The sequence below is a fragment of the Vibrio sp. 10N.222.49.A3 genome, from assembly GCF_041475145.1.
GTDB classification, from domain to species: domain Bacteria; phylum Pseudomonadota; class Gammaproteobacteria; order Enterobacterales; family Vibrionaceae; genus Vibrio; species Vibrio tasmaniensis_A.
Genome location: NZ_JBFRVM010000101.1, coordinates 20386 through 37506, shown reverse-complemented (window position 1 = coordinate 37506; position 17121 = coordinate 20386). Strand labels below are relative to the sequence as shown.

Annotated in this window: 13 protein-coding genes; 4 read left to right on the top strand and 9 right to left on the bottom strand. The window is 42.7% G+C overall.

The features are described from left to right. Positions 1-381 precede the first annotated feature (381 nt). Entirely contained in the window at positions 382-1119 is a 738-nt protein-coding gene (locus AB4589_RS17460) for an EAL domain-containing protein (RefSeq protein WP_122047319.1), read from the top strand. 265 nt (positions 1120-1384) lie between these two features. On the opposite strand, the gene AB4589_RS17455 is transcribed toward AB4589_RS17460, so the two are convergent. Genes AB4589_RS17455 through AB4589_RS17445 form a run of 3 tightly spaced genes read right to left on the bottom strand, consistent with a single transcriptional unit; the run spans position 1385 to position 6584 of the window. Beyond that, positions 1385-4444, bottom strand: a complete 3060-nt coding sequence (locus AB4589_RS17455) for an efflux RND transporter permease subunit (RefSeq protein WP_372101281.1) — start codon at positions 4442-4444, stop codon at positions 1385-1387. Further along, positions 4441-5496 (bottom strand): efflux RND transporter periplasmic adaptor subunit, encoded by a 1056-nt coding sequence (locus AB4589_RS17450; protein ID WP_372101279.1) that lies wholly within the window; start codon positions 5494-5496, stop codon positions 4441-4443. Before AB4589_RS17450 ends, AB4589_RS17455 begins: the two co-directional genes overlap by 4 nt. Continuing rightward, positions 5496-6584 carry an efflux RND transporter periplasmic adaptor subunit gene (locus AB4589_RS17445; RefSeq protein WP_372101277.1) on the bottom strand — a complete coding sequence of 363 codons (1089 nt, stop codon included), beginning with the start codon at positions 6582-6584 and terminating at the stop codon, positions 5496-5498. Before AB4589_RS17445 ends, AB4589_RS17450 begins: the two co-directional genes overlap by 1 nt. Positions 6585-6733: 149 nt before the next feature. Between AB4589_RS17445 and AB4589_RS17440 the strand changes: the two genes are divergently transcribed. Further along, entirely contained in the window at positions 6734-7465 is a 732-nt protein-coding gene (locus AB4589_RS17440; protein WP_371709834.1) for a TetR/AcrR family transcriptional regulator, read from the top strand. Between the two features lie 171 nt (positions 7466-7636). On the opposite strand, the gene AB4589_RS17435 is transcribed toward AB4589_RS17440, so the two are convergent. From AB4589_RS17435 to AB4589_RS17425, 3 genes are all read right to left on the bottom strand, one after another. Then, positions 7637-8908 (bottom strand): DEAD/DEAH box helicase, encoded by a 1272-nt coding sequence (locus AB4589_RS17435; RefSeq protein WP_012600681.1) that lies wholly within the window; start codon positions 8906-8908, stop codon positions 7637-7639. Positions 8909-8965: 57 nt separating this feature from the next. Next, entirely contained in the window at positions 8966-9577 is a 612-nt protein-coding gene (locus tag AB4589_RS17430) for an ACP phosphodiesterase (protein WP_017100525.1), read from the bottom strand. Positions 9578-9771: 194 nt separating this feature from the next. Continuing rightward, on the bottom strand, positions 9772-9900 hold the full coding sequence (locus tag AB4589_RS17425) for a hypothetical protein (protein ID WP_017059831.1): 129 nt from the start codon (positions 9898-9900) through the stop codon (positions 9772-9774). Positions 9901-10347: 447 nt separating this feature from the next. Between AB4589_RS17425 and AB4589_RS17420 the strand changes: the two genes are divergently transcribed. Together AB4589_RS17420 and AB4589_RS17415 are read left to right on the top strand one after the other, a co-directional pair. Beyond that, on the top strand, positions 10348-11571 hold the full coding sequence (locus tag AB4589_RS17420; protein ID WP_372101275.1) for an aromatic amino acid transport family protein: 1224 nt from the start codon (positions 10348-10350) through the stop codon (positions 11569-11571). Positions 11572-11719: 148 nt separating this feature from the next. After that, positions 11720-13144: a methyl-accepting chemotaxis protein gene (locus AB4589_RS17415; RefSeq protein WP_017100523.1), complete on the top strand. Its 1425-nt coding sequence runs from the start codon at positions 11720-11722 to the stop codon at positions 13142-13144. Between the two features lie 434 nt (positions 13145-13578). Here the strand turns inward: AB4589_RS17415 and AB4589_RS17410 are convergent, their stop codons facing one another. The 3 genes from AB4589_RS17410 to AB4589_RS17400 form a co-directional block, all read right to left on the bottom strand. Then, entirely contained in the window at positions 13579-14307 is a 729-nt protein-coding gene (locus tag AB4589_RS17410; RefSeq protein ID WP_029222776.1) for an HAD-IA family hydrolase, read from the bottom strand. Positions 14308-14515: 208 nt separating this feature from the next. Beyond that, a complete protein-coding gene (locus AB4589_RS17405) occupies positions 14516-16324 on the bottom strand; it encodes an HD domain-containing phosphohydrolase (RefSeq protein ID WP_017097955.1) in 1809 nt (602 codons plus the stop codon). A gap of 60 nt (positions 16325-16384) precedes the next feature. Then, on the bottom strand, positions 16385-16879 hold the full coding sequence (locus AB4589_RS17400; protein ID WP_029222777.1) for a hypothetical protein: 495 nt from the start codon (positions 16877-16879) through the stop codon (positions 16385-16387). Positions 16880-17121: the final 242 nt, after the last annotated feature.

Below are 17121 nucleotides of genomic sequence, written 5' to 3'. Positions count from 1 at the left end.
TCGCTTGGTGATCACAACTCCCCCAGAATGTAAGCCTTTAACCATATTTATTTCAGGTGTATACGTGTTAAGGCTTTATATTGATAGGGTTGATGTGATACAGGTTACTCAGACATCAAATTCACTGAACCTATTAAACAAGCTAATCAATATATATCCTTGATACATAATGACCTTTATCATCCTGATTTTTCGCTGACTTTAATTATTTAGATGTTACCGTGACAAATTAATTTATATTAATTGACAATTTATCAACACCTGTCAATATTATGACAACTGTGATGTGTATTCTCGTCACTGAATAAACACCTTTTATTAGCGATTATGATTTTATCAGACAGAAGTGAATTTATTAGTTGTATATCTGTGGATGCCGATATGCAGTTTATTGCGAAATACCAAGACTTAACACTTACAAGTGTCTACCAACCTATATTTGATTCTTCTTTTACTCAGATAGGCGTAGAGGCTTTGGTTCGTATTTCCAATTGTAAAGGTGATGTCGTTCGCCCAGATCACTTCTTCCATTCAGACGAAACCTCATACACAGACAAAATCAACGTAGAGAGACTGAGCCGAGCCATTCACATCCGTAACTTCGCACAATCGACGGTCCGTCACTTAAACCTTTTTTTGAACGTACTTCCAAACGTTGGTGAGTTGTTTGCATCAGAAAAAGTAAAAGACACTCTGTTAGCTAAACGTCTTCACGAGCTTAACTTATCGTGCGAACAAATCGTCATGGAGTTGGTCGAACTTAATGTAGAGAGTGAAGAACGCTTAAAAAACGCGGCCCACTCACTTGCAGATAATGGTTTTCAAATCGCGGTTGATGACTTTGGAGCACAGGCGTCAACAGAGCAACGTGTTCGCCATATCACTCCTCATATCATCAAAATCGATCGCTCTGTTATGTTGGATTTTGAAAACGGTGATACTCAAAAAATGGAGTTAGTAGTTAAGCTTGCCAACCAAATCGGTGCAAAGACGGTCATCGAAGGGATAGAAACCCAACAGCAACTGACTGCGATGCAAAGTTTAGGCTTCGATATGTATCAAGGCTATCACTTAGCCATGCCAAAGCCGATTGAGTTGGATATCCGCCTAGCAATCTAGAATCTAGCCCCTATTCTCTATTCTCTATTCTCTATTCTCTATTCTCTATTCTCTATTCTCTATTATACCGGAAGCCGCTTTACCATTGGCTAACCACTTTTATAATACCTATCTTTTAAAACGATCCTTGTTAAGGCACGCATTGCTATCGCAACGTCCTCTTAGTTCGGACCTATCTTCGTCTTGTTTTATCAAACCATATCCGTAAAAAAGCCCAGTCAAAATTGACTGGGCTGGCTTAAAAGAATCTGTTTTATATCAATCCCTAATAACCCGCAGTGGACGGTTTGATTCTATATAGAATGGCGAACATCACTGGTACTACTATTAGCGTTAGTACTGTAGCAAAGCCTAAGCCTGCCATGATGGTAATCGCCATCGAGCCGAAAAATGCATCGAATACCAAGGGAATCATGCCCAAGATAGTCGTTAGTGCTGCCATAGATACCGGTCGTACACGACTGATCGCGCTGTCGACAACCGCTAAATATGGGTCTTTACCTGTTTGTAGCTCACTGTTGATCTGGTCAAGCAGTACGATACCGTTCTTCAAAATCATGCCACTTAGACTCAATAGACCTAAGAACGCAGTGAAGCTAAATGGCATATTAGTACCTAACAGACCAATCGAAACGCCAATGATAGAGAGTGGCACCGTAAACCAAATTACAAGTGGCTTACGAACCGAGTTGAACAGAAGCATAGTGATGATAAACATCAACAAATAACCCATTGGCAGTGAACCAAATAGAGATTCTTGTGCATCTTTAGAACTCTCGTACTCACCGCCCCAACTGATGCTGTAACCTTCTGGTAGAGCCAATGCTTCTACTTGTGGTTTTACGCGAGCAAACAAGCTAGCTGGTGTTTCATCACCCAATACATCGTGATCAGCCAGAACCGTTAACGTACGTTTTCTGTCACGACGTTGAATCAGTGGCTCAGACCATTGAAGCTCAACCCCATCGATCACTTGTTCTACAGGAATGTAGGTTTGCAGTGATGGGCTCCAGATCTTCACATTGTTCAGTGATTCAAAGTCAAAACGCTCTTCTTCAGGCAGGCGTGCCACGATAGGTAACATGTGCGTACCATCGCGCAGTAAACCGATGTTGTAGCCACCAAACGCCATCTGTAATGTCTCAGACAGATCCGTCTTTGAAATACCAAGGCGACGTGCCTTTGATTCGTTAAACAGTGGCACGAGCTCTTTGGTGCGTTCACGCCAGTCGTGACGCACATTTCGAGAACCAGGATCCGCCAACAAGATATCTTCTACCTCAACAGCTATGCTGCGAAGGATCTGCGGGTCTGCACCGCTAATACGAGCTTCGATTTTTGACGCTGGCGACGGGCCAAACTCAATCAATTTAAATTGGAACGTAGGTTGTTCAAATTTATTGGCCAAGTCCTTGTCTAGCCCTTCTAAGACTTTAAACATGGTGTCTCGGTCAGTCGTTCGTACCTGCAGTTGACTGTACGCTTCGTAACTTTTCTCGGGTTGGTATGTCAGCGCAAAACGTTGCATGCCTTGGCCAACTGTTGTAGTTACAAACTCAACGTCGTCTTGCTGGCGAATGTAGCTTTCAACTTTTTCTGTCTGCTTAATCGTTTCACGTACATCGGTACCTTCCGGCATCCACATATCGACGTAAAACATTGGCGTATTTGATGGCGGGAAGAACTGCTGCTTCACCATACCAAAACCAACAACAGAAACTGCTAATAGCGCGACCATACTTACTACGGTAAGCCACCTAAATCGAAGTGCTACTTTCAGACACGCGCCGAATACAACGAACAGAATACCTTTGTATGGGTCTTCGTTCTCATCGACCTTGTCTTCTTCTTTCAGCATCATTTCTGCAAGGAGCGGAGTCAGCGTTAGCGCTGTAACCCAGCTCAAGAACAATGAAAAACACAAAACCCAGAACAGTGAGCCCATGAATTCACCTGTCGCGTCTTTCGACAAACCGATTGGTGCAAAGGCCGTGATAGCAATAATGGTCGCACCCAATAGTGGCCATTGTGTTTGTGTCACGATGTCCTTCGCTGCTTGAAGCTTGGTTTTGCCTTTCTTCAAGCCAACCAGAATACCTTCAACGACAACAATCGCATTATCCACCAGCATACCGAGAGCGATGATAAGTGCACCCAGTGAGATACGGTGCAGTTCGACATCGTTGTAATCCATCAGGATGAAGGTTCCAAATACCGTCAATAGAAGCACTAGACCGATGATCAAACCACTGCGTAAACCCATTGCAAAAAGCAGTACGATGATAACAATAGCAACGGCTTCTACTAGGCTGATTAAAAAGTCAGCCACTGATTTGTCTACTTCTTGCGCTTGGTTGTAGAAGTAGTTCAGCTCTACACCGGCAGGCTTAATGCTTTCTAAACGATCCAGTTCGGCATCTAACGCGTTACCAATTTCGACGACGTTTACGCCTGAAGAGAACGCAATACCAAGGTTGATTGCTGGTTTGCCGTTGTACGTTAATACATTGCCCGGTTTTTCTTGGATACCGCGAGTAACCTCAGCGACATCTTTCAAGCGAATCAAATTGCCTGTGTCACGACCATGAATGATCAGGTTTTCTAGCTCTTCAACCGTGCTCAATGTTCCGTTAGGTTTGATTGTTAGGCTTTGGCCATTCAACATTACCTCGCCTGCCGATACCACACTGTTTTGTTGTGCTAACAGTGACGTTACCATCGACATATCTAGGTTTAGCGCCGCTAAACGCTCAAGTGACATCTCAACAAACAATTGCTCTTGTTGGTCACCCGCAATACTTACTTTGCCAACACCGTCAACCAATTCGATTTCACGCGTTAGGTAATCTGCGTACTGTTTTAGCTCGACATAATCGTAACCATCACCGGTCAGCATGATCATCACACCAAATACGTCACCAAAATCATCAATAATCTGAACTGAATTAACACCACTGGGTAGTGTTGGCTGTAGATCGTTGATTTTACGACGCATTTCATCCCAGATTTGGGGCAACTCGTCTGGACCGTAGTCCATCTTCATGCTGACCATAATTTGAGACATACCATTCGACGACGTTGAAGTGATCTTGTCGATATAAGGCAGTTGTCGTATCTCTTTTTCAAGTGGATACGTTAACTCTTCTTCAACTTCCATAGACGTAGCGCCAGGGTAAGTTGAAATAATCATTGCATCTTTAATGGTAAAAGCTGGGTCTTCTAAACGGGATAGGTTGCCAAAAGACGACACACCGCCAATGGCCAAAATGACTAGAAACAGCCAGCTGATTACTTTGTTTTTAATTGAATATTCTGCGATGTTCATTCTGCTTTTCCTGACAATTCGATTCCGTCACGGAGTTTTCTTAGATTCGAGTTTACGAGTCGATCACCTTGCTCAACACCATGAGCGATTAATGTGCCTTGGCCACTGATTTTGTCGACTTCTACTTCGCTTTTGAATGCTTGTCCGTCTTCCATTTTCCACACATAGAACTGATTAGCTTCAGAGCCCGCTTCTAGCGTTGTCATTGGTAACTGGTAACCTTGAACATCACTCAGACCCGCTTTCGCCATATCCACATTGACCGTAACGCTCGTGCCCGGCAGAATTTCACTTTCAGGCTGCTGCATCTGCATCCAAAACTCGTAGGTACGTGATTGTGGGTGCAATTCGCTAGTGTGCTCTAGATACGTCAGAGGATATTCCCCCGAGTGACCTCCAAAAGTTGCTTGGGGGCGGTAACTGCTCGAACGCATGTCTGGGCTGATCGACGCCAAAATAGAATCTGACACTTGAATTCGCACATACACCTTATCGTTCTGGTACACACTCAGGAGTGTTTCTCCAGGAGTCGTGTTTTCGAATCGTTGCTTATCTACGGTTGAAACTGTTCCTGAGAATGGCGCTAAAAGCTCTGTGTAACTTAACTTGCGTTTTGCTGCCGCCAAATTCGCCGATGCTAGTTTGTAGTTGGCCGTAAGTTGGTCGTGTTCTGATTGCGATAACATCTTGCTGCCAAACATCTCCGTACCACGGGCCAACTGTTTGCTCGCCAGTTTGAATTGAGATTTAGCATCAGTTAGATCTTGAAGGTACGTTGCGTTATCTAAGGTGGCTAATAACTGCCCTTTTTCGACTTTGTCACCGGCTTCCACCAATACTTGTTGAATTTCGCCTGCAAGCTTAAATGTCAACGGTGTAAGTTCTGCAGGCATCACCTGTCCATTAAAACTTCTGAACTGATCAGTCAGCGGCGCGCCAACGTCAAAGGTAGAAACCAATAAAGGCGGTTGTTCACGGTGTACAGCTTCATTGTTACAGGCTTGAAGTAACAAAACCGACGCGACAACAACTGATAATTTTAAAAGGTTCATTAAATACCCCCCTCACGAAGCCAAGCTTTTACTTGCTGTCCGTCAGATAACACATCCACACCGGCTTCAACGATAAGATCACCAGAAGAAAGACCTTCTATAACTTTACCTTGCTCATCAAGCAGGACTTGTAACTTAGAAATCGATCGAGAGTCTGGGTTATAGCGCCATAGCTCGCCATGGTCAGCTTGTTTGGTAAGCCAAGCTGAATCAACAATGCCAATACCGTAGTCTGACTTACTCTTCTGAACTTCAACTTGCGCTGTCATTCCAGAAAGTAGATTGATGCCTACCGGCTTGTCGATAGATACAACCGCTTGGTAGCTGTTGGTGTCTTCATCTGGTTGTGTAGAGATCTCTTTAAAACGCGTTGGGATACGAATACCGCGGTGGCTATCCATTACAACCCACATGTTTGAGCTCGTTAGGTCTTGAATAGAACGGTCTTCAAGCTTAGATACCGGAATAGAGAACGTCACATCCATTTCACTGTGATTCAAAATATTAAGAACTGGCTGCTTTTCAGCAATTAACTGATATTGCTTACCAAACACCATCGATACCATGCCATCGAATGGAGCAACTAATGTGGTGTAACCAAGGTTTGTTTTTGCTTGTTCCAACTCAACGTCAGCGGCAGTAAAGGTGTTGACGGCTTGGTCGTAGTAATCGGTACTGACTAACTTTTTCGAATACAGCTCAGAAGCTTGCTTGTATTGGCTGTTCGCCAAGTCAAATTTAGCTTGAGCTGCATCAACGGCAATACGGTAATCCGTCGCGTCTAATGCGGCTAGCACCTGACCCTTCTTAACTTCTTGTCCCATACGAACATCAAAAACTTCGATATCGCCACCCACTTGAAATGAAAGCGCAGCACGGTCGGTTGCATCCACTTTTGCGATAAAACTATCAAGCTCGATATCTGCCCGCAGAGGAATCTCAAATAACTTTACAGGCTTGATTACCTGCTCACTTTCCTCTGATTGAACTTTGTTACATCCAGTTAGAGAGCCTGCGAGCAATAGTGCGGCAATAAGCGCGCCCGTACGCTTGGTCGGTATCGCTTTGATAGACAAATTGGATTGCATGATGCTTCTCCATTTAATTATTATGATTTATTACACAGGTGGGCAGTATATTTATTATTAAAGAGTTCTCAAGCTTTACTTTCCACCTGTGCAGTATTTTTTATTTCAAGAAAAACAGTGTAGAATGTGGTAATCAGGTAAATGTAGAAATGAAGATGACTGAAAAGAAACAAGGCAGAAGAAGCGCGAAAGACGCTGAAGAGACGAGATTTTTGATCATGGGTGTAGCTGCGGATATGTTCTGTGAGCATGGTTATGACAGTGTTTCTCTTCGTAACATCAGTGAGAAAGCAGGCGTATCTCATAGCCTTATTCGCCACCATTTTGGTAGCAAAGAGAAAATCTGGCATGCTATAAGTGATTGTTTACATGATTATTTTCAGTCATACATTGCTAAAATCGTAGAAGAATTACCAAAAGGCGTCGCGCCAAACATTACTATCTATTTATTCAGTATGCGCCTCTTTAGCAACATGATTCACTCACGCAAACCAATGCAACTTATCACCGACTCTGTTCGCCAAAAAGACAACTTGGTCGATTACTTTATCGACAATGTTGGTGATATCGAAAAACAAATCAATATGTTGGCAGATGAATATAATGATGCGAATCCAGATAATTTGATCAACATTTACGAAATTAAATGGCAAATGATCATGTATGCGCACGGAGCGGTATGTCTTACTCCTTTCATGGAAAGCACATGGAATGAAGGCGTCATGCAATCGACCCCTGAAGAAGCATTGTTAAATCATTGGCAATTGTTCAACAAGCAAATGATCAGTACGTTCAATATCAGTGATGAATGGGTATTGAATACAAGTTCGATTGAAGAGCTTATTTATGAAGTCCCTTGTGTGTGGAAATGTGAACATTAGCAAAACAAACACTAAAATCGCGGCTTCAAGTTTCATGCTTAGTGCTTAGTGCTTAAAATGAAAACGAAAACGAAAATGCCCCGCTACTGATAACAGTAACGGGGCATTTTTATGTCTGAGCAAGTCTGCTTAGTTTTTACAGTATCACAAACGATGCAACCGCCAGCAGGTTTAGCGACGCGCTTTACCGCGATTTTGGTGAATCTTAAGTTTCGCTTTCATCTTACGTTTTTCTGATGAGCGACTTTTACTGCGACCACCTCGATCGGGGGCTAGATCTTTTTCTAGGCTTGGTTCAAAGCCCTCTAACCACTCTTGAGGCAAGCGAGTATCAAGTAAGCGTTCAATGTCACCCAGAAGATAAGCTTCATCCTGGCTCATCAAAGAGATCGCTAAACCACTGTTGCCAGCACGGCCAGTACGACCAATACGGTGAACGTAGTCTTCCGCTTTAAATGGCATATCGTAATTCACAACTTGTTCTAGCTGCTGGATATCAATACCTCGAGCTGCCACGTCGGTTGCAATTAACGCGCGTACTTTACCTGATTTGAAATCATCCAGTGCTTTTTGGCGCGCACCTTGGCTCTTATCACCATTGATTGATGCCGCTTTAATGCCATCTAGCTTAAGCTCTTTAACGAGAGCATCGGTACCCTGCTTAGTCTTAGTAAACACCAACACTTGTTGCCAGTTCTTTGAGCCAATCAAATAAGCCAATAATTCACTCTTGCGCGATTTATCAACTGGATAAACCATCTGGGTAACGGTGTCAGCGGTGCTGTTTTTTGGCGTCACTTGAATTTCGCTTGGCGACTGCATCATTCGATGTGCCAGAGCTTTAATTTTGTTATCAAACGTCGCAGAGAAGAACAGAGTCTGTCGCACCTCATTCATACGAGAAAGAATGCGTTTGATATCAGGCATGAAACCCATGTCTAGCATGCGGTCTGCTTCATCCAGTACCAACACTTCAGTGTGGCTCAACATGATGTTCTTAGTGAACATATGGTCGATAAGACGGCCCGGAGTCGCGACAAGAATATCAGCTCCCCCGCGTAGGTTTTCAGTTTGAACCTTCATACTAACGCCGCCGTAAGCCACCACGACTTTGATGTCGGTACCCTTTGCGTAGCTGGTTACGTTATCGAAAACCTGTTGCGCTAGTTCACGTGTTGGTACCAACACAAGCGCACGAACTAGCTTCGGGTTTGGAATAACGTTGTCTTTTGTCTCGATTAATCTTTGGATAATTGGCAAACCAAATGCGGCCGTTTTACCTGTACCCGTTTGAGCACCAGCCAATACATCTTTACCTTCTAATACCAATGGAATCGCTTGCTCTTGAACACTGGTAGGAGCCGTAAAGTTAAGCTCTGATAGCGTAGCAAGAAGATGCTCAGATAATCCTAGTTGGTTAAAAGATTTTGTAGATTCAGACATAGTATGATGCTCAAAGATTAAATAGGCGCGGATTGTAGCAAACCTGCATTACGCTGTTTACCTTTCCTTTTGATTTTTCTTCATTTGAAGCGAATTAAACTGCTTCGCTTCTTCTAAAACACTAGGATAAAGTTTATGAAAGTGACACTGCAACGTGTTGTAGTGATGTTCTAGGTCGTGATAGCAAGATTTAAGCATCCCAAGCTTTGGCCGTCTCAAAGCCATGCGTTGCAATACCACCTCAATGGAAGGCATGTCTTGATAACTTAGCAACCAACGTTGTTCTGCCATTTTCTGGTGAACAGTAATGAAGTGCTCAGGCCAATGAGGCTCTTGGTGTTCAAAGATCTGTTGATGGCTGTCTACGCAAAAGCGCTCAAGTGATTGCGTTGAGAACTGAGCCCAATGATTGGCTAAGCAGTGATCCCAAAATACATCGAGTGCGATAGGTGCAAAGCGTCGTGTTTGGTGTGAGAAAAGCGATTTTGCAGAACGAGACACATCATGAAGATCAGTATAGCTATCAACGAATCGATGAAGTCTTATTCCGTCTGAAAGTGAGTTTGAATAGTATTTACTAGGGTCGCCTTTAACGAAGTCACCTAACAGATTACCCGCTAAGTTACTTTTACAATGCTTGGCGATGTGGAGGTGTGCGAGAAAGTTCATTGAACCTCATTAAAGTATCGAGAACTAAGTAACATGGTAAACGTACTCGTTTATCTTCGCGAACTTTAATGAGGATAGTTTTGTTATGACGTGTGAGCTAATGAGATTTGCTCAGTTTAAGAATTGTTTAATTTGAGAACGTTGAACTACAGAAACCTTTAGCTCAGTAAAACCTAATTAAAGATTTTAAAAACTTAGTTCGAAGACTTGAAAAGCTCTTCTGCTAATTGTTTAACCGTCTGTTCATAGTCAGATAAATCGATACCAATTTCCATAGCATCTAACAACTCTAGACTTTCGTCATTATAAGATTGGTCACTCATAGTGCCCCCTCTATTCCTTGGTGTGGACATGTTGTCCGATTAACTAGTGCACCATCTTGGACTTATATTATGTCACTTTGATGAACGCACTCTACTCTACCCATTCCATATTTATAGCTTGAAGCTACTCGCGATCATTAACGCTTGTTTACGCTAAAGGGGCATACGCGAACGACATATGTACTGTCACCTTACACCAATTACAACAAATTACCCTATAAATTTTGATGCAAATCACACTCAAACGTTTGCTTAAGCATTTTTAGTTCCTTACGCACCAACCACTGTACATATTAATATACAGTGGATATTTTTAATTACATTAAACATTGCATTTGGAATTAAACTCAATCAAGATACTTGAAAATCGAGATATTCTTTGGGTTTATTCTCTTAGACCAGAAGAAACACAACGAAAACCCACCCTAACGTAAAGAATTATATACAATGAATAAATCAAAGGTTTTTGGTAGTACTTTGATCATTGCAGGCACAACCATTGGTGCCGGCATGCTCGCTCTTCCACTCGCATCTGCAGGAATTGGCTTTTCAACCTCACTATTTCTAATGCTTGGCTTATGGGCTCTCATGAGCTTCACCGCATTATTAATGGTAGAGCTTCATCAATTCGCTGAATCGGACGCAACTCTACACACGTTAGCTCACACGATTTTGGGAACGAAAGGAAAGTGGATCGCAAGCTTCGCCGTGATGTTTCTTTTCTACGCTTTGTGTGCCGCATACATTGCAGGTGGCGGTGCGCAGTTTAACCAACGTATCTCGGATATCGCAGGGATTGAACTCAATGGCCAAGTCACTACACTCCTATTTACACTGTTAGTTGCGGGAGTTGTGACGATTGGTACACACAGTGTTGATAAAGTTAACCGCGTTTTATTCGGACTTAAACTGATTGCGATGGTACTGGTACTCAGTTTCCTTGCACCAAACATCACCTCTCAATACCTAATGAGCATGCCTTTGCATCAAGGCCTGATTGTTGCTGCGATACCGGTTGTGTTTACCTCTTTTGGTTTCCACGGCAGCATCCCTTCAATTGTTCGATACCTGGATGGTGACGTTCGCTCTTTACGTAAGGTCATGATTATTGGCTCTGCACTGCCTTTGGTCATCTATGTTTTCTGGCAGAGTGTTACGTTGGGTGTGGTTAGCCAAGAGCAATTATTGTCTGATACTAGCTTGGGTGCGCTTCTAGTCTCACTATCGCAAACTGTTCATCAATCAAACTTAAGCTTGATCGTGGGTGTATTTGCTGACCTTGCACTTCTTACTTCTTTTATTGGCGTGAGCTTGGGGTTATTTGAATTCATGGGGGACTCTCTAAGCAAGAAACTAGGCAATGCCAAACGCGTTAAGACGGCCGCTATCACTTTTTTACCACCATTAGGTTTTGCCTTGTTCTACCCACAAGGTTTTATCATGGCTTTGGGTTACGCTGCCATTGCACTTTCAGTGCTCGCAATTCTGCTGCCGACAGTAATGGTATACAAAGTTCGTTACACAGATTTAATAGTAAAACCTCACGCTACAGAATCAACTTACCAAGTGTTAGGTGGAAGCAAAGCGCTGTTTTTAGCGGGTAGCGTTGGCGTGTTTATCATTGCAATTCAAATCCTTATTTCAGTAGGGTTATTACCATCATTAGGCTAATAAACCCATCGAGAGCAAAAATACTTGATTGATGTCTCATGAACGATATATTGCTATCATTAACTTTCATAATTAGTCGATCGAAATCACATTTTTATTGAGGTCGGTTATTTAGAGTCCACGGTAAAGGATTTACCGTGGAGTTTTTATGAAAGAAGTACAATTTAGAACGATAGACAAACTGTTTATTAAAATGTCTATTAACGACAAGTTTTGGGTCATTTTCTTGATCTTTTTTGCCGCTGTGGCAAGCCTCGCTGGCCTCAACTACGTCAACAATATGGAACAAATTGACGCGAGTGCAAAACAGCAGGTTGAATATCAGTTGCAAGGCATTTTATCAGCGTCAGATTCCCCAGCTTCGGTTCGTTCTATTAGCCAACAAACACGCCTTCAAGAAACCACTATTTCAAACACGGGTTCGGTGACTGCTACGGCACTGGCACAAGATGGCAACTACTACTCTCTTACCGTTTCAACTACTGATACACAGAACCAAAAGCAGCAAGCTCTGTACACATTATTACTCAGTCTTTTATGGTGTTTGCCTTTTGGTCTTTTCTGTTACTGGGTTGCAACCTTCCTAGGTGGCGCACTTTGGGTTCTTTACTCAACCACTCAAAAGATTGGTGATGGTGATTTAACATCTCGCCTTGGCTTCCATCCGGGCCGAGATGAGTTTGGTACGATTGGTTGCGCCCTTGACCGTTCAATGGATACGCTAAGTGAACTAGTCAATAACGTAAACCAAAACGCAGCGACACTGAGTGAAACGTCAGCTTCTTTCGAAAAAGAGATGAAGCGCAGTGAAACACAGATTATGAGCCAGAATTCATCTCTAGACTCTGTTGCAACGGCAATGGATCAAATGACGGCATCAGCGAATGAAGTATCTAATATCTCTGCGCGCTCTACAGAGCAAGCAGAGCAAGATGCTCAACAAATCAATGATAGCCATGCTATGGTTCAGCAAGCAATCTCAGAGATAACCACCCTTTCTTCTTTGATTGAGCAAACCTCGTCTTCTGTTACGAGCTTGAATGTAAATACAAGCCAAATCAACGAAGTCATCACCACGATCAACGCAATTTCAGAGCAAACCAACTTACTTGCGCTAAATGCCGCGATTGAAGCAGCTCGTGCGGGTGAACAAGGTCGTGGTTTCGCCGTTGTTGCTGATGAAGTGAGAACGCTTGCTAGCAGAACTCAATCCGCTACAGTTGAGATCCAAACGATGATTGAACGCTTACAGCAAGAGAGTCAAAATATTGCTAAGATCACGGTGCAAACGGTTGATCAAGCGCAAACCAGTAGCCAACTCATTTCACATATCGGTGATGACGTAAACTCGATTGCAGATTCCGCACAAGCGCTAATTGACATGAGTCTACAAATAGCAACGTCAGCTGATGAACAAAGCAACGTAGCGAATACCATCGCTGCTGAGCTTAATGATATACGAGGCCAATCAGACGTAATCAAAGATGTCGCTCAAAACTCTTCAAAGGGCGTATCTAAGCTGACTGAAGCATCGGTTTCTCTGTCTCAAACTTTGGCAAGATACCGCACTTAGCACTTGGCAAATAACTATCAACTATCAACTATTTGCACTTAATGCTTAATGCTTAATGCTCAGAATTAAGAACAAACCTAAGAAGGACTCATATAGAGTCCTTTTTTATTGGTGCTGATTAATAACTATGGTAAAACCATACTCCTCAGTTATTAACATGAAGTAAGTCGCAAAGGAGGGATTAAGAGGAGCCAAAACTGTCTAATAATCGAGCTTAGGGGTAATCTATTTGAACGGGTCTTATTTTCGCTTACCCTTTTGCTGCAGGTGACACATAATGAATAAAACAGATGCACCATACACCGACGACATCACATGCCCTTTATGCCAACATGACGAATATCTACTTTCAGAAAGTGGAGAGAAGTTCACTTGTGCTGCATGTGGTTTCCACACAACACAATTAAGCAAAGTAGTCAGCCTTCAATTAGGCTTTACCCCACCAAAGCTCCAGAGTGCGGTATACCACCACTTGAGCAGCGCTTGCCATTAATCCAAATCGATATTTCTTCCAAACTGTAAATATCCTGAGCCGCTAGCTCTGCTATGTCGGCTTCGGTATTATCACTCAATGAACCTTCAAACGTTGGTCGCAATCTAAAAGATTGAATACCCGCACGAACCCCTGCTTCAATGCCTTTCACCGTGTCATCAACATAAATACATTCGTTTGGTAAAAAGCCCATATTCATTGCGGTATACATGATCAGGTCGGGCTCCGGTTTCCAGCTATTGGCATCAAAAGCTGAAAATACTTTGCCTTTGAAGTCGTCGAGCATTCCTGTCATTGCCAATGAGGATTCAACTCGATATTTAGGCGCATTGGAAGCGATACAAAACTCAATGTCTTGTTGCTTGAGGAATTCAATAAGCTCAATAGCACCATCCATCGGCTTTAAATGGCGTTGGAACAAGGCTTCTAATTCAGTGCGATAAAGCGGCTCGAGTGTATCGATGGAGATAGATAGCCCTAAACGTGCTTGCGTATCCATTAAGATGTCAGCTAGCTTCCCACCTTGAAAGTGCACATAGCAGTCATTAACGCTTAACTTAGCCCCAAAGCCAGAAAACACATTCACTAAGGCTTGGCAACACAGCTTCTCGCTATCGATGAGTGTTCCATCACAATCGAAAATTACACATTTAGTTTGTTCTAACCGCATAGCTCTCTCACTCGCATTGAATTCAAGTTTTATCCTATAGTGTTCTTTCAATACGCGTGATGATTAAGGTAACACTTTACCTATCGCCCCTTATTTCTCTACGCGAAATATGCAGTGGATCACTTTATGCTTAACCATAAGCAACAGCACTCATTAAATTAATATACTTTGAGCGTCACCAATCACGACTTTATTTGCCAATAAACCGTTAATTCACGGCCAATTCTTCAATAACAATAGGTTTATCCGTTAATTCAATGCGACATTCAGCGGTGATGGTATCTGGATACGAATCACGGATAGCAACAAACTCGGGTAAGTGGCTCAGTAGTAACTGAGTAAGCTCAGGGTCGAACTGACAGCCGCATTCTCTCTCGAACAAATCGATAACCATCTCTAATGGCCACGGCTCTTTGTAACAACGGGCACTGAGTAGTGCATCAAACACATCCGCGACGGCCGTAATACGGGCAAACAAGTGAATTTCGTCACCCACTTTGCCATTAGGATATCCAGCCCCATCCCAACGTTCATGATGCTCGTTGGCAATGATAGCAGCCAGATTGGTAATATCACCGGCTCCACTCTTCAGTAAGTTATAGCCTGCCGTTGTGTGAAGCTTCATCACTTCCCACTCTTGCTCGGTCAATTTACCTGGTTTATCCAAGATTGATTCTGGGACTGAAATCTTACCCACATCATGCATCGGACTGATGATCTCTATCATCTCGACCTCGCGATGGCTCAAGCCACGATACTTAGCAAGCAACGCAGACAACTTGGCGACACGTTTAACGTGATTACCGGTTTCGCCAGAGCGAGTTTCAATCGCCTCTCCGAGAACATGAATCATATCTTTTTGAATATTCAGTGTTTGTTTCTGGAGTTTTAAGATTCGTTTGCTCTTTTTAGCCAGTTCTTTCTTTTGGCGTAGAGTGACAAATTGCATCAAAATAATCAGGCTCAAACCTGCAATGACCATCGACAATCCCAATAGCAACTGAAAGTTTTTACGAATAAAGGATGAAGGCTCATTAATGAATACAGCCTCATCAGGTAGCGCACTCTCACGGATACCGAAATTTGTCATCGCTGGATAATTGAAAACAAAACGTTTGTTCTCACCTGGAGTTAAAGGTTCGTCGAAACCAAGAGGTAGGTACTTATCGAGCGCCTTAACCGTCTCTTCACCCATGCTTTGAGAGTGATTCACATAGCCACCAAGTACATCTCCCGAAATATAGAACTGCCACAAAGCAAACACTGGAGCAGCACTTGCTTTAGACAAAGTATCCGAAACCTCTTGATAAGTATGATACACGCCTCGATTCAATTCGGTATTGTAATGACTGAGCAAAACCGCGTCATCAGCAGAGATACCTTCCAAAAACTGACGGGTACGCACTAACGATAAATCGCGTATTTCAACCAATGTGATATTAGGGAACTCAGTCATCACGCGATTCATCTCTTTGCGAATTAACTCAGAAGTGACACTGTAATCATTGATGAAATACAGTATTTTTAGGTTAGGTCTTAACTTCGAAATTAGATCAATATTGACGTCTATCTGATCGTTCTCATAAAGCACGGTTGCTCTATCAGACACCGAATACATGTCGGTACTGAAATCGTTAATACCGGCAGCAACGACAGGTGTGGAGCGATCGATCAAACTAGGCAGAGATTCAAGGAAGTTAGCCGCGTTGTCGTCAGTCGCGATTACACCATCAAACTTATAATCTGCATATTTGGTACGTAAGTAGTTTGCGATAGAATCGTAGTACTCAGGGCTATGGACGCGCTTTGAATCCAAATACTCGATTGAGAGTTTAACTTCGGCTTGAGATTGGCTGAACGCACTGTCTATCCCTTTTTGGAAGTCAGCGGTCCACTGATAAGAAGGTTCGTATGAGTGTAAAACTAGGATGCGTTTGATATCCCAGTCATTAGCAAAACTGAGTGAAGAATAAGCGCTAACACACAATACAGCGATTGAGAACAATAGCTTGTACATACAATACCCTTTAAATAAGACGGGGTATTTTACTTAGATTAACGCTTTCTCAAAGAACCTTTAGTTCTCGACCCACACTTTATCGCGAGAAGCATGATCTTGTGCCCAAAAATCAAGGATCTGCTTAGCAAAAGCGTTGATACTTTGACCACTTCCAACCACAACGTCTGAGATTAGCAGAGAATCCTCCGCTTCTGTAACGATAGCGCTCGCTGCTACATCACCATTTTGAGTCCCTATGTATAAGACATGTTCGTCAGATAACATAATCTGACTCAAAAACTCTAACATGTACGCCCTTTCGGTTTCATCTTGGTAAGCGCTGGCTTGGTTAAGTGAAAAAAGTACGGTCAGTTTATGGAAGTCGACTTTATGCAGTTCATCAATTTGGGAAGGTGTTTGATCTTGGGTGAGGAGTTGGTATGTCTTGGACGGGAGTTTGCTTTGATAAAGTTCTCGGCCTAGCAGGCTCTCTTTTGCGGGGTAGGCAATATCGAGTTGACTAAACAGCCATTGGTTTTTCTTCTGTACAATTTCAGGTATTTCGTTATTCATTCTTTTAGTACCTACGGTTAGTATCCCCAAATGTCACAGCTATTTGGAAGACATATATTCGACTGAGGTGCCGAGCTACAAGCACAGAGCATACAGAGCATGACCAAGGCCAACAAGTACTTAAAATGCTTCATATTTTCCATTATCCAACAACATCCTTTAAGAACTTAACGAAAAGCTCTACACTCGTATTCAAGCTTTCAATATCCTTATAGTAAACAGAACTCTATAAATAAAAAGGA